Origin of the sequence: Lentzea sp. NPDC058450 (assembly GCF_042721395.1) — a bacterium.
Classification (GTDB): domain Bacteria; phylum Actinomycetota; class Actinomycetes; order Mycobacteriales; family Pseudonocardiaceae; genus Lentzea.
In genome coordinates this window covers 18878-32324 of record NZ_JBHXLO010000012.1, presented here as the reverse complement: position 1 = coordinate 32324, position 13447 = coordinate 18878, and the positions used below count along the sequence as shown (strand labels likewise).

Sequence of the window (13447 nt, the reverse complement as noted above, 5' to 3'; positions counted from 1 at the left end):
TCTCCGAATGAGTTGACTTGGGGACATGTTCGGCACAAGGGGAGAGACGACCGCATCGGTCGGCAGGTCGCTCGGCGACGCCGTCACGTTGATGGACGTGACGATGAACTACGGCACGAAGTACGCCGTGGTGCACGCCGTCCGGCAGGTGGCGCTGGGCTTCGGCCGCGGCTCGATGACGGCGGTGATGGGCCCGTCCGGTTCCGGCAAGACCACGCTGCTGCACTGCGCGGCCGGTCTGATCAGGCCGAGCGCCGGACAGGTGTTCATCGGGGAGACCGACATCAGCAGGCTCGACGAGGACTCGCTCGCCCGGCTGCGCCGCAGCCGCATCAGCATGGTGTTCCAGGCCTACAACCTGTTGCCCGCCCTGACCGCCGAGCAGAACGTGATGCTGCCGTTGCGGCTCGCCGGGCAGAAGCCGCCGTCCTCCCAGGTGATCGACGCCCTGCGTCAGGTCGGGCTGGCCGACCGCGCGAAGCACCGTCCCGGCCAGCTCTCCGGTGGTCAGCAGCAGCGCGTGGCGATCGCCCGTGCGTTGATCACCAACCCCGAGGTGCTCTTCGCCGACGAACCCACCGGCGCGCTCGACGTCCACAACGGACGCGAGGTGCTGAGTGCGTTGCGGCACCTCGTGGACGTGCGCGGGCAAACCGTCATCATGGCCACCCACGACCCGATGGCCGCGGCCTGTGCGGACCGCGTGGTGTTCCTCAGCGACGGCGTCGTGGTGGCCGAGCAGCGGCAGCCCACGCCCGAGTCGGTCGCGGCCAAGCTCGCCGCGCTGGGGGGCTGAGCGTTGTTCTGGATCTCTCTGCTGTCGGTGCGAACACGCTGGAAGCTGTTCACCGGCCTGATCGTCGTGGTCGTGCTGGGCGTCACGATGCTCGCCGCCACCGGTCAGATGTTGCTGGCCACCAGGGACGCCTCGCTGGTGCGCGACCAGATCGGCGCCGGCCGGTTCGAGGCCGCCTCGGTGGTGGTGCGGGCGCAGCAGCGTGCGCACATTCCGACCGACGACGGCGAGACGACGTTCGACTACGCGCCGTTGTTGCTGGAGGCGCGCCGGGTTCCGGCCGGTCTCGGGTCCACTGTGGACGCCGTGCCGGGGGTGAAGTCCGTTGCGCTGGACCGCACGTTCTCCGCGACCCTCGTCGGGGGTCCGGACGGTACGCGGGCGGGCCACGGCTGGTCGAGCGCCGCGCTGGCGCCGTACGAGCTGACCGGGGGAAAAGAACCGCGTGCGCGGGACGAGGTCGTGCTGGACGCGGACACCGCGGCCGCGCAGAACCTCGAACCGGGCGACCGCACGCAGGTCATCACGCTCGGCGGGGTCCGGGACGTGAAGGTCGCCGGTGTGGCCCGTGGACCTGGTGGGGACGGCCGGTTCGCGGTGAGCTCCGTGTTCTTCACCGATGACGTCGCCGCGGAACTGTCCGGTGCCAAGGACTCCGTGGACGCCGTGGGTGTCTTCGCGGAGGACGGGGTCGCCGCCGAGGCGTTGGCCGAGCAGCTGCGGACGGCGTTGGGGGACCCGGGGCTGGTCGTCGTGACCGGCACGGACAAGCTCGACCCCGCGACGGTCAGCGACTACACCAGTGCCGTCACCGACTCGGGTTCGTTCCTGGCGATCACCGCTCTGATCTCGGCGTTCGTGTCGGTGTTCGTGGTCGCGAGCACGTTCGCCTTCGTGGTGGCGCAACGAAGGCGCGAGCTGGCGTTGCTGCGAACCGTTGGTGCCACGCCGAAGCAGGTGCAGCGGATGATGATCGGCGAGTCCGCGATCGTGGGCACGCTGGCGTCGCTGGTCGGCTGCGTGCTGGGGGCGATCGGCGGGCAGATCTTGGCCGGGCTGACCGTGAGCTTCGGCATCGCCCCGCCCGGTTTCAGCGCGCCCGTCGCGCCGTTGGCCCTGATCGTCGCCTTCCTGGTGGGCGTGGGGGTGTCGGTCGCCGGTGTGTTCGCCGCGTCGAGGCAGGCCGGCAAGGTCGCCGCGGTCGAGGCGTTGCGCCAGGCCGACGTCGAGAAGGGCGTGATGACCCGCGGCCGGTGGCTGATCGGGATCGGCTTCTTCGCCCTGGCGTTGCTGATGATCCTGCTGATGGCGCGCGTGGGCGGGGAGGCGTCGGTCGTCTTCGCGATCGTGCTGACCGAGGTGCTGGTGGTCGCTCTGGCCGCGCTGGCGCCGTTGTTCGTGCCGCCACTGGTGTGGCTGCTGGCCCGGCCGTTGTCCGCGTGGACCGACGTGACCGGCATGCTGGCGGGCGCCAACAGTCGTTCCGCACCACGCCGGGTGGCCGCGCTGGCCGCGCCGATCCTGATCACCGTGGCGATCGGGTCGTCGATGCTGGGCGTGATCGCCACGACCTCGGCGACGGCGGCGGCGGACGCCCGTGCGCACCTCTCCGCGCCGTTCGTGGTGACGGCGTCCAGCGGGGCCGGGCTGCCGAAGGACACGATCGACAAGATGAAGTCGATCTTCGGTGTCGCGGACGTCGCGGGCGTCGTGAAGACCAACGGCTGGGCGCCCAACCTGGGCGAACCCGACCAGGTCACGATGGGGGTGGCCGACCCGAGGACGCTGGGCACGGTCTTCAAGGTGGCGCCGTCGGCCGGTTCGCTGGACGCGTTCACCGGCGCGACGGTGGTGGTGAACCGCGAGGCTTCGGGGTTGCTGGGCTGGACCGCCGGGCAGCAGACCACGGTCTACCTGGGCGACGGCACGGCCGTGCCGGTGACGGTCGCGGCGGTGCTGGGTGCGGACGCCGGCCTGCCGGACATCCTGCTGACGCCGGAGATCGCGGCAGGGCACGTGCACGACCCGTTGACCAGCGAGGCCTACGTGACCTTGAAACCCGGCACTGACCTGGACGACGTCCGGGACGCGCTGGCGGAGATCCCGGCCGTGACGGTCGCGACCTCCGAGGAGTGGCTGAGCAGCCAGTCGCAGAACTCCCAGCAGGACAACCTGGTCGCCATCGCGCTGCTGTTCGGCATGGCCATCCTCTACACCGGCATCTCGATCGCCAACACGCTCGCGATGTCGATGGGCGAACGAACCGAGGAGATCAGGCTGATGCGCCGGATCGGGGCCACCGGCCGGCAGATCACCGGCGTGATGCTGGGCGAGATCATGGCCGTGGTGCTGGTGGGCGTGGTCCTGGGCCTGCTGGTCGCGGTCGTCACCGTCGTGGGTGTGTGGCGCGGACTCGCCTCGACGGGCGCGGAAGCCGTGATGGACCTGCCGCTGCTGCAACTCATCGGGGTGGTGGCGACCTGTGTGGTGATCGCGCTGGCGGGCGGCATGGTGCCGACGATGCGCGCGCTGAAGGTGACCGCGGCGGCACGACCCGCGGAGTAGAGGCCAGGGGCCGTCACCCTCCCCCTGACGGCCCCGTCCTCCGCAACCACCACAGCCCGAGCACGGGCAGGACGAGAGGCACGAACCCGTAGCCGATGCCGAAGAACGACCACACCGTGGCCTCCGGGAACTCCTGCGGCACCAGCAGACTCGCCGCCCCGACGAGCAGCACGCCCGCCAGTTCGATCGAGCACGCGACCAGCGCGACCCGGCGCCCGCCCCTCGCCAGCGCGATCGTCGCGAGCACGTAGACCAGCGCGGCGAACGCCGACAACAGGAACGCGACCGGCGCGTGCTCGAACCGGGTGCCGATCTGCACCGCCGACCGCGCCGTCGCGGCGAGCGCGAAGATGCCGTAGACGGCGATCAGCATGCGGCCGGGACCCTCGCGCAACTCAGGCATGGCCTGCCCAGATCTGCCCGAGTCGCAGGATCATCACGGGCACGCTCAGGCACGCCACGACCAGCACGCCCGCGCTCCACCGGGTGCGTTCGGCGGCCGACCAGGCCACGCCGACCGGCACGATCACGAGCGGCCCGAGCAGGTAGCCGACGAACGAGAACGTCTGGATCTCGCGGTCGAGTCCCGCCAGCGCGGCGAACCCGGCGAAGGCCTGGACGAGCAGGCCCAGTTCGAGCACGGCCATGGTCCCCAGCAGCCCCTTGGACAGGGTCGTCAGCGGCAGCAGGGCTTTGTTCAGCGCGATCAGCAGGCCCGCGTAGGCGGCACCCGCGAGCGCGAGGACGGTCAGCACCGTCGGCAGCACGTCGATCATGAGGCTCTTCCGGGTAGCGTTGGGGACACCCCGGAATCTAGCTGACCAGCAGATACCGCTCGTCGTCGATCTCCCGTCCCCACAACGCGGCGTCGTCCAGCACTCTGACCTCGGCCTCCCGTCCCGCGCCGCGCACGAGTTCCAGGCACTCGGCGGCGCTGAGCCCGACCCCCGTGGACCACCGCCCCTCCACGAGCACCATCGTCCCGCCCGGCCTGAGCAACCCGGCCCAGCGGTGGAGTGCGGCGGCGGGATCGGGCAAGGCCCACAACACGTGCCGTGCCAGCACGACGTCCGCCGACCCCGGCTCGTACGGCGGCGTCGAGGCGTCGCCCTCCACGAACTCGGCTTCGACCCCGGCGGCCTCCGCCTTGGCTCGCGCGGCGGCGACCATCCGTCCGGAGAGGTCGACCCCGCGCACCTGATGTCCTTGCCGGGCTAGCAGAACGGACAGGCTGCCGGTGCCGCACCCGAGGTCGACGACGCGCGCCGGGGCGTCCGGCAGCAGCGGCAGGAGCAGTGCCGCCCACGCGTCGCGCACGGCGGGGTCGAGCAGTCCGTGATCGGGTTCCTCGTCGAACGCCGCCGCGTGCCGGTCCCAGAACTCGCGCACCTCGTTGCTCATGGACCCGACCGTACTGGCGACCGTGCCCGGTTCCGGCCCGGTATTGACATAGCTCCCATCAGCCAACAACCATGGAAGCGCTCTCATAACCGGTCTGGACCAGTTCTCGATCGGAGTTCACCGACCGTCCCTCGCAGTCCGGGTCGGTGACCTGCCGGCAGAGCACCCCCTGCACAAGGAGCACCATGCGCACTCGAACGAAGTGGTTGAGCGCGCTCGCCGCGCTGGCGGCGACCGCATCGGCGGCTATCGCGATTTCCCCGGCCCAGGCCATCGGTCCCGACCTGTTGCCGTTGAACGTCACCAACAACAGCGGCAGATCCGAGTCAGTGCACCTGTACGTCCTGGGCACCGACATCCGCAACGGCCGCCTCGGGTACGTCAACCAGGGCGGCGCCTTCACGCCGTGGTCGCCGGGCGGCAACCCGCCCACCCCCGCACCGGACGTGTCCATCGCCGGCCCAGGCCAGGGCGGCACCACCACGCTGCGCGTGCCCCGGTTCATCTCGGGCCGCGTCTACATGTCGTTCGGGGAGAAGCTGAAGTTCTTCCTGACGCCCGACGGCCTGGTGCAACCCGCGCCGTGGGCGGGCGGCGACCCGAACAGCGGCATCCTGTTCGACTGGAGCGAGTTCACCTACAACGACGCCGGCCTGTGGCTCAACAGCTCGCAGGTCGACATGTTCGCGGTCCCGCACGCGGTGACCGTGACCGGCGCGAGCGGCGCCACGAAGAAGACCGGCGAGCTGAAGCCGGGCGGCCGTGACGCCGTCATCAACGGCATCCGCGGCCAGGCCGGCTGGGGCGGCTCGATCATGACCCGCGGCGACGGCACCGTGCTGCGCGTGCTCGCCCCCGGCAAGGCGGCCGACGTCGGCAACTTCGACCGCAACTACCTCGACCCGTACATCAACCAGGCGTGGAACTCCTACACGGGCAGGACTTTGACCGTGCAGCCGTTCGGCGACCGTCCGGACGTGAAGTACTTCGGCCGCACCTCCGGCAACAACATGAACTTCACGAACTCCGCGGGCCAGCAGGTCGCGTCGTTCGCGAAGCCGTCCACGTCGAACGTCTGGGGCTGCGACGGCGCCCTGCACGCCCCCAACGACCAGATCGTCGGCCCGATCGCCCGCACCCTGTGCGCCGCGCTGCACCGCACCACGCTGGACCGCATCACCACCCAGCCGGGCGGCGGCCCCGCGGACTTCTACCAGGGCGCCATCACCAACCACTACTCGAAGCTCGTGCACCAGAACATGGTCGACGGCAAGGCGTACGGCTTCGCGTTCGACGACGTGCAGGCCCAGGAGTCCCTGGTGCACGACGGAGACCCGCGCTCGGCCGGCATCGTCCTGACCCCGTTCAGCGGCGGCTCCAACCCGCCCACCGGCAACTTCAGCAGCATCGTCAGCGACTGGCACGGCAAGTGCATCGACGTGCCGAACTGGAACTTCGCCGACGGCCAGCGCCTCATCGTGTGGAACTGCACGGGCGGCACCAACCAGAAGTTCGAGTGGGTGAACGGCACCCTGCGCACCGAGAACAACAAGTGCGTGGACGTGGCCTGGGGCTCCCGCGACAACGGCGCGGCGGTGCAACTGGCCACCTGCTCCGGCAACCCGGCCCAGCAGTTCGTCCTCTCGGGCGCGGGCGACCTGGTCAACCCGCAGGCGAACAAGTGCGTGGACATCGCCGAGTGGAACCCGAACAACGACGCCGTCCTGCACATGTGGGACTGCGTGGGCGGCGCCAACCAGAAGTGGCACCGCGGCTGACGTTCTCCTCTCGACCTGACGCCGGGGCGGCTCGTACGCCCCGGCGTTCGTCGTACCCGCCGCCGCGAACCGCTCGAACGCCCTAGCCGAGCACCGCCCGAATCAGCCCGGCGCTGCCGAAGATCAGCACGATGGCGAGCGACATCCACCCGGCCCGTGCGCCGAGCAACCCGGCACTCGGTGACTCCTGCGAGCGTGCTCGGGCGTTCAGCGCCTCGGCGCGCAGCACGCAGGCGAGCACGCCGACCCAGATCGCGAACACGGCCAGGAACACGGGATGGCCGAAGATCCCGCCGATCAGGAGTCCTGTGAGGATCGGCGTGAAGACGGCGATCCAGAGCGTGCGGAAGAGCAGCCCCCATCGATAGATGCCGGTGGCCACACCGTCCTCCGCTCGCCGCGTGCGCCATCTCCAGCTTCGCTACCTTACGTGATCGACTGAGCACTTTCAGTTCAAGCTTCGGCGACACGAACTACCTGCAGCCGTCGAGGTAGCGCAGGCGCAGGGGTCTGACCGTCGATCTGAGCGTTCGGGCAACGCGCTGCGAGCCGTTGTGGAATCCTTTGGTCCGTCCGGACGAATGTGGATGGAGCTCTGGGGTGAAGACGCCGGAAGAGTGGATGCGCGACTTCGAAGCGAAGATCGCCGACGCACAGGCGAAGGCGGCCGCCGTCCAGGAAGGACTCGCGCAGGCCAGCGGGTCGGCCTCGTCGAACGACGGGACGATCACGGTGAGCGTCGCGCCCAACGGTGCGCTGACCGGCCTCGAGCTGACCGCGGACGCCATGCGCAAGCAGCACGGTCAGCTGTCCGCCGAGATCCTGGAGATCGCGCGCAAGGCGCAGCGGGGCGCGGCCGTGAAGGTCGCGGAGACGTTCGCCGCGGTCGAGGGCGAGGGCTCCGAGACGTACCGCGTGATCACCGAGTACCTCCCGCCGCCGGAGGAAGAAGACAAGCCGGGCGCTCCCGCCTACGCGTTCAACGAGGAGTACGAGGAACGCGCCGCGACCGCCCCTCCGCCGCCCGCGCGCCGTCCCGCGCCCCGGCCGAGCAGCGATGAGGACGACGACTTCAGCGACGGCTCGATCTTCAAGAACCGCTGAAACGCTCTGGGGGAGCCATGTCCGAGGAGAACAGCACCACCACGTGGTCGACGGGTGCCGGTGTCGTCGACAGCGTCGCCGGGTTCGTCGACTCGCTGACGTCGGAGTCGGAGGGCGAGGGGCCTGACGTCATCGACGTCGCGCTGGGCGGCGCCGGAATGGTCGTCGACGTCGTCGCCACGATGGCGAACCCGCTCGGCATGCTCGCGTCCGCCGGCGTCGGCTGGCTGCTCGAGCACGTCGACTTCCTGCGCGAGCCGCTGGACGCGTTGCTGGGCAACCCCGACGAGATCAACGCGAACACCGACCAGCTCAAGCAGGCCGCGCTGCAGATGAAGATGATCGCGCAGGAGCATCGCGAGGACCTGCGCTCCGTCGCCGACTGGGAGGGTTCGTCCGGCGACGCGTTCAAGCGCGAGATGGACCAGATGGCGGGCGAGTACGAGGCGCTCGGCAAGACGATGGACGGCACCGCTGCCATCTACGCGTTGTCCGGCGCCCTGGTCTGCGAGCTGCGGTCGCTGGTCTTCGGCTGGATCTCCGACCTCATCGGCGAACTGATCGCGAGCGCGCTCATCGCCGCCGCGTCCGCCGTGGTCACGCTGGGCAGCTCGATCGCCGCGTTCGCCGGCTACGCGGGCACCCGCGCCGCCATGATGGCCACCAAGATCGCGGGCAGGCTCTCGAAGCTCGCCTCCGCCATGGCCCGCTTCGGCGGCCGCATGGCGCGGCTGGCCGAGAAGATGGAGGGCCTGGTCAAGGGCCTGGAACGGTTCGCGGAGTACGGCGGCTACGCGAAGACCGCCTACGACGCCGTGAAGCCGTATGACATGCCCCCTGCCACCGCCTGATGACCGGCCGCCCCAGGGGTTCCTCCTCACGCCACGGCGGTAGCTCCCCGAGCAGCCACACGCCGTCCCCGTCACCGTCGTCGCCCACGCCAGGAGGCCTGGGCGGCGGCCGCGGCACCCGGATGGACCCGGACGCCGTCGAGTCGCTGGGCGGCAAGATCACCGGCCGAGGCGACCAGGTCCGCTCCTCGGTGGCGAGCAAGCTCAACATCAACGCCACCTCGGGCAGCGCCGGCGTCTTCGGTCAGGTGGCCATGCAACACGCCGACCGAGCCATCCAAACGGCCCGCGGCGGCGCCGAAAAGGCAGCCTCCGCCGCAGACCACGCAGGCACCAAAACCCGCGAAACGGCCCAAACGGCCCGCAACACCGACCAGTCGGTCGCCTCCTCGATGAACCGAATCGAGTCGAAGGCGCCAACCCAGCCCAAGGCCTCGACCACCGCCACCCCGACCGCGTCGACCTCGGCGTCTTCTTCAGGCACCCGAGCCTCCACGCCCCCTTCACTCCCCAGCGGCCCCGCAGGCACCACCAGGCCGCCGTCGGTCGCGGCCCCGTCGGTGAAGCTGCCGCCCTCCACCCCGTCCACCCCGGCACCCCGCACCCCGAACCCGTCCACGGGCCAGGGCCGCCCACCAGCAGGAACGCCCACGCCGGGCCGTCCCTCGGCTGGTGGCCCGGTGCCAGGTGTGAGCGGCCCGCCCGCAGGCCAGGGCCGTCCACCTGCGGGAACGCCTGCGCCAGGCCGTCCGCCGGTCGGTGGCCCGCCTTCGGGCATGGGTGGCCCGCCCGCCGGCACGGCAGCCGCCGCAGGCCAAGGACGTCCACCCGCAGGTGCGCCTGCACCGGGCCGTCCACCGGCTGGTGGCCCGCCTTCGGGCATGGGTGGCCCGCCCGCCGGCACGGCAGCGGCCGCAGGCCAAGGCCGTCCACCCGCCGGCGGCACACCGGGCTCGCCTCCGCCCGGCGGCCAGAACCGCGCACCCGGCATGCCTCCCGCCGGTATGCAGGCCCCAGGAGCCCCCGCTCCAGGCCGAGGCGGCCACACCCCTCCCACCGCGCCGCAGGGCTTCGGCGGGCAGAACCCCCGTTCCAGTGCGCCGCCGAACACCCTGGGCGCCCCGCCGAACAACCCGGGCATGTCGCCGAACAACCCCGGCACGCGCCCCGGCGGCCCAGGCATGCCGCCAGCAGGCCACACCACACCGTCCGGTGGCCCCGGCATGCGCCCCAACGCACCCGGCACGCACCCGAACGCGCCAGCCACGCACCCCAACCCGCCGGCCACCCATCCGAACGCGCCAGCCACTCACTCCAATACGCCTGGCGCCCGCCCGAACGCGCCCGGCGCCCACCCCGGTGCGCCTGGCACCCGCCCCACCGCGCCCGCCGCCGGCACCCGCCCGACCGCGCCCGGCGCCCACCCGACCACTCCCGGCCTCCCGCCCGCCCACCAGCGCCCAGCCGGCCCGCCTCCCGGCATGCACCAGCAGGCACCGGGCATGCACGCCCCACCCGCACACCGCCAGCCCGGCGCACCGGGCCAGCCACCCGTTCCCCACGGCGGCAACCACCGCCAAAGCGGCCCACCGCAGCAGTTCGCACCGCCGGCACGCCCGCAACACCACACCCCGGCGCCCTACGGCCCTCCAGGCACGCACCCGAACGCGCCCCAGCACCGCAACCAGCCCACCCCCGGCACGCACCCCAACCCGCGCCACCCCAACCCGCAAAGCCACCAGCAGGCACCGGCCAGGCACCCGAACCAGCCGAACACCCAGCCGCCGCCCGCCCACCACACCACGCACAACCCCCAGCCCACGCACCCGCCGCGCGGCACCCAGCCCACGCCGGGCACGCACCAGCCGCCCGCGCACCAGCCGTCACCCGCCCACCAGCAGCCCGGCACCCACCAGCAGCCCGGCACCCAGCAACCTGCCCACCAGCCACCGCCCGCGAACCAGCCACCACCGGCGCACCAGCAGCCACCCGCGCACCAGTCCACAACGGACACCCAGCCCCAGCACTTCTCGACGCCCCCACCCGGCCCCGACGGCGGCCCCCCGGTCGCCATGCGGCACCTGGACCCGTCCCAGTACGGCGTCGACCCCGCCCACGTCGTGCACCGCGACGTCCCGGGCTGGATGCGCGACGAGAACGCCCTCTACCGCGGCGACAGGCGTTCGCCGGAGGAGATCAGGGCGGCGGGCGGGTTCGACGTGCCGCGGGCCGACGCCAAGCCCGACCTCGTGCAGCACGTCGACGGCGAGACCAACGCGTTCGTCAGCACCAGCTCCGACACGAAGGTCGCGAGGGAGGAGGCGGGCGTCGGCTTCGGTGCCATGTACGTGGTCAAGGCACCGGGCGGCATCATGACCGACCCGACGCTGGACAACGTCGGCCACCACCGCCGGTACGAAGAGAAGGAAACGCTCTTCCCCGGCGGCATCGACTGGCGCTACGTCGAAGGCTGGCACGAGGTCCGGTACGAGTCGGGCGAGGGCCGCGTGCTCGGTCCGTTCGTGCCGAACCCGGACTTCGTCGGACACCGGACCGACACCACCACGCAGTCGAGCGACCGCCCGGCAGACACCACCACGCAGTCGGGCGACCGCCCGGCAGACACCACCACGCAGTCGAGCGACCGCCCCGCAGCCAACGAACCGGAACCGCCGCGGCACACCGAGCCCCCGGCCAAGACCGACGTACCCGAGCAACGCCAGTCCGGCCCGACCCAGCCGCTGCCGGCCAAGCCGCTCCCACCGGACGTGCCGCGCCCGTCCATCACGGAACGCCTCAACACCTCACCGGCGGACAACACCCCGCCGCGCACCGAGCAACCACCGTCGCAGGTGCACGACCGCCTGAACACGCCCGAACCGCACCACGACACCCCGGCCCACCCCGAGCCGGAAACCCCCAAGCACCAAGACGAACAACCGTCCAAACAGGACCAAAACCAAGATCCAGCCCCGCAAGAAGAGCCTCAACGACCGCAGAAACCGCTGAGCGACCGCCTCGGCCCGCTCAACGACGAGCTCGACGCGAACGTGCGCGACCACGTGCACACCACCCCGGCCGGCATGTCCATCTTCGACAGGAGCCAGGACAAGAACGGCTACTACACGGCCAGGGAGCTCCCGAGGATCCCCGGCCAGTTCGTCGTCGACCTCCACAGCAACGCCACCAACGCACGGGTCGGCAACTACCCGCTCACCCCGAGGGACGTCGCGGACATCGTCCGCGCCAACCCCGACTACCGGGGCGAGCCGATCACCCTCGTCGGCTGCGACACCGGCAGGCGCGACGACGGCTTCGCGGCACAGCTCGCCCGCGAGCTCGACGCACCGGTCACCGCCCCCAACACCGACGCCTGGGTCGACTACCACGGCAACCTCTTCGCCACCAGGAGCGACGACGACGGCCGCCCCGGCTGGCCCCCGAACGGCGAGTGGAGCACGTTCGGCCCGGACGGCTCCCAGCAGATCCACGAGAGCCCCCACCCGCCGGGCCACACGCCGGAGTGGGGCGACGACACCCCCGAGTACGCCCCGGAGACCGCGGAACGGCGCGGCGAGCGCGAAGACGACTTCCGCGACATGCGCGACGACAACCGCGAGAAGCGCGAGGAAGGCCTCGACTCGGTCCGCGAGCTCACCGGCCGCAACCCGAGCACCGACGCCGAACGCCGTCCGCACGAGCGCACCCTGTCGACGGCGCGCTACCGCAGCGACCGCGACGGCGAGTCGGCCGACTTCTACAACTTCAGCGGCAAGCAGCACGACTGGAGCCCGGCGGCGGAGGCCCCGCAGCAGCCGCCGAAGAACGAGCGCCTCTTCGAGACGTCCAACGCCACCTCCTACGACCCGGAGGGCGGCGGCTGGCGCGACGGCGGGGGCACCCCCAGGACCAACGACTCCGAACCGAAGATGTTCGAGGACCTGGCACGCCACCAGCTCGCCGAGCACAGCGGGCTGTCCGAGAACGAGGTCAACACGGCGTTGCGCGAGGCCAACAAGACGGTCGACACGCTCAACAAGGAAGACCCGAACTACTACCGCGACGGCTACAAGGGCGAGGTGCAGCGCACGCAGGACCGCATGTCCCTCGCGATCGACGAGCTGAACCGGCGCGGTGCGGCACGGGCGGAGGCGAACGGCACCACGTACACGCCGTTCTCCGCCGCGGACATCTCGGGCGACCTCCGCATGGTGGTAGACCTGCCGTCGGCCAAGCGCGACGGAACCCCGGCCGAGTTCCAGATCTGCCTGTCGTGCCAGAAGATCATGCTCGCCTACGAGCGGATCTTCCCGAACATGCGCCTGGAAGTCGTCAACCGAGCTGGAGAGAGGCTGTACCCGCTGTGAACCAACCGACCGGCACCCCGAACGACCGCATCGGCGCGATCTTCGACCGCGTGTGCGCGAACGGTCTGCGGCGCGGATCCGTGGCGGGCGCGACCGACGACCAGATCGACCAGATGGCGGCGGACCAGGGCGTGGACCGCGTTCCCGAGGCGGTGCGCGAGGTCTTGCGCATCATGGGTGTCCGATCAGGACTGTGGCTGGCCGGGACGGCGTTCGGCGTCGACGCGATGACCGCCGAACGCAAGCGCCACGCCGTCGCCACGCTCAACGGCCTCGAGAACCACGAGCTGGCAGACCCGCGCGGACTCCTCGCGCTCACCGCACACCAGGGCTACGCCTACCACGTGATCGACGGTGCCGACCTCGACCAGGACGACCCGCCGGTCTGGGACGTCGTCGAGGGCGAGAGCGCGCGCCGGGCATGGGACAGCGTCAGCGACTGGTTCGCCGGCACCGCCCCGAACGTCGCCGATCTCCGCGACATGCTCGAGATGATGGAAGAGATGGGCAAGCAGCCGCCGAAGTGGGCCGAGTTCGTCGAAACGCGCCAGTCGTGACCGTCTTTCCGTTGTGCGGCAGGGAGTG

General features: G+C 71.3%; 11 protein-coding genes. 7 read left to right on the top strand and 4 right to left on the bottom strand.

The window, feature by feature from the left end; translation table 11 throughout:
* Positions 1-25 precede the first annotated feature (25 nt).
* Complete coding sequence (locus ACFWNN_RS19970; protein ID WP_382441402.1) at positions 26-796, top strand: ABC transporter ATP-binding protein; 771 nt, start codon at positions 26-28, stop codon at positions 794-796.
* A gap of 27 nt (positions 797-823) precedes the next feature.
* Positions 824-3361: an ABC transporter permease gene (locus ACFWNN_RS19965; RefSeq protein ID WP_382441401.1), complete on the top strand. Its 2538-nt coding sequence runs from the start codon at positions 824-826 to the stop codon at positions 3359-3361.
* Positions 3362-3374: 13 nt separating this feature from the next.
* Here the strand turns inward: ACFWNN_RS19965 and ACFWNN_RS19960 are convergent, their stop codons facing one another.
* From ACFWNN_RS19960 to ACFWNN_RS19950, 3 genes are read right to left on the bottom strand one after another with little or no spacing between them, the layout of a single operon-like run.
* On the bottom strand, positions 3375-3764 hold the full coding sequence (locus ACFWNN_RS19960) for a hypothetical protein (protein ID WP_382441400.1): 390 nt from the start codon (positions 3762-3764) through the stop codon (positions 3375-3377).
* A complete protein-coding gene (locus ACFWNN_RS19955; RefSeq protein WP_382441399.1) occupies positions 3757-4137 on the bottom strand; it encodes a hypothetical protein in 381 nt (126 codons plus the stop codon). The genes ACFWNN_RS19960 and ACFWNN_RS19955 overlap by 8 nt, the downstream gene beginning before the upstream one ends.
* A gap of 37 nt (positions 4138-4174) precedes the next feature.
* A complete protein-coding gene (locus ACFWNN_RS19950) occupies positions 4175-4762 on the bottom strand; it encodes a class I SAM-dependent methyltransferase (protein WP_382441398.1) in 588 nt (195 codons plus the stop codon).
* Between the two features lie 185 nt (positions 4763-4947).
* Between ACFWNN_RS19950 and ACFWNN_RS19945 the strand changes: the two genes are divergently transcribed.
* Complete coding sequence (locus ACFWNN_RS19945; protein ID WP_382441397.1) at positions 4948-6540, top strand: beta-1,3-glucanase family protein; 1593 nt, start codon at positions 4948-4950, stop codon at positions 6538-6540.
* Positions 6541-6622: 82 nt separating this feature from the next.
* Here the strand turns inward: ACFWNN_RS19945 and ACFWNN_RS19940 are convergent, their stop codons facing one another.
* Positions 6623-6922: a hypothetical protein gene (locus tag ACFWNN_RS19940; protein WP_382441396.1), complete on the bottom strand. Its 300-nt coding sequence runs from the start codon at positions 6920-6922 to the stop codon at positions 6623-6625.
* Between the two features lie 218 nt (positions 6923-7140).
* Between ACFWNN_RS19940 and ACFWNN_RS19935 the strand changes: the two genes are divergently transcribed.
* The 4 genes from ACFWNN_RS19935 (at position 7141) to ACFWNN_RS19920 (ending at position 13419) form a co-directional block, all read left to right on the top strand.
* Positions 7141-7644 carry a YbaB/EbfC family nucleoid-associated protein gene (locus ACFWNN_RS19935; protein WP_382441395.1) on the top strand — a complete coding sequence of 168 codons (504 nt, stop codon included), beginning with the start codon at positions 7141-7143 and terminating at the stop codon, positions 7642-7644.
* 17 nt (positions 7645-7661) lie between these two features.
* Positions 7662-8495, top strand: a complete 834-nt coding sequence (locus tag ACFWNN_RS19930) for a WXG100 family type VII secretion target (protein ID WP_382441394.1) — start codon at positions 7662-7664, stop codon at positions 8493-8495.
* 122 nt (positions 8496-8617) lie between these two features.
* Positions 8618-12862: a hypothetical protein gene (locus ACFWNN_RS19925; RefSeq protein WP_382441393.1), complete on the top strand. Its 4245-nt coding sequence runs from the start codon at positions 8618-8620 to the stop codon at positions 12860-12862.
* On the top strand, positions 12859-13419 hold the full coding sequence (locus ACFWNN_RS19920) for a hypothetical protein (protein ID WP_382441392.1): 561 nt from the start codon (positions 12859-12861) through the stop codon (positions 13417-13419). Before ACFWNN_RS19925 ends, ACFWNN_RS19920 begins: the two co-directional genes overlap by 4 nt.
* Positions 13420-13447 lie beyond the last annotated feature (28 nt).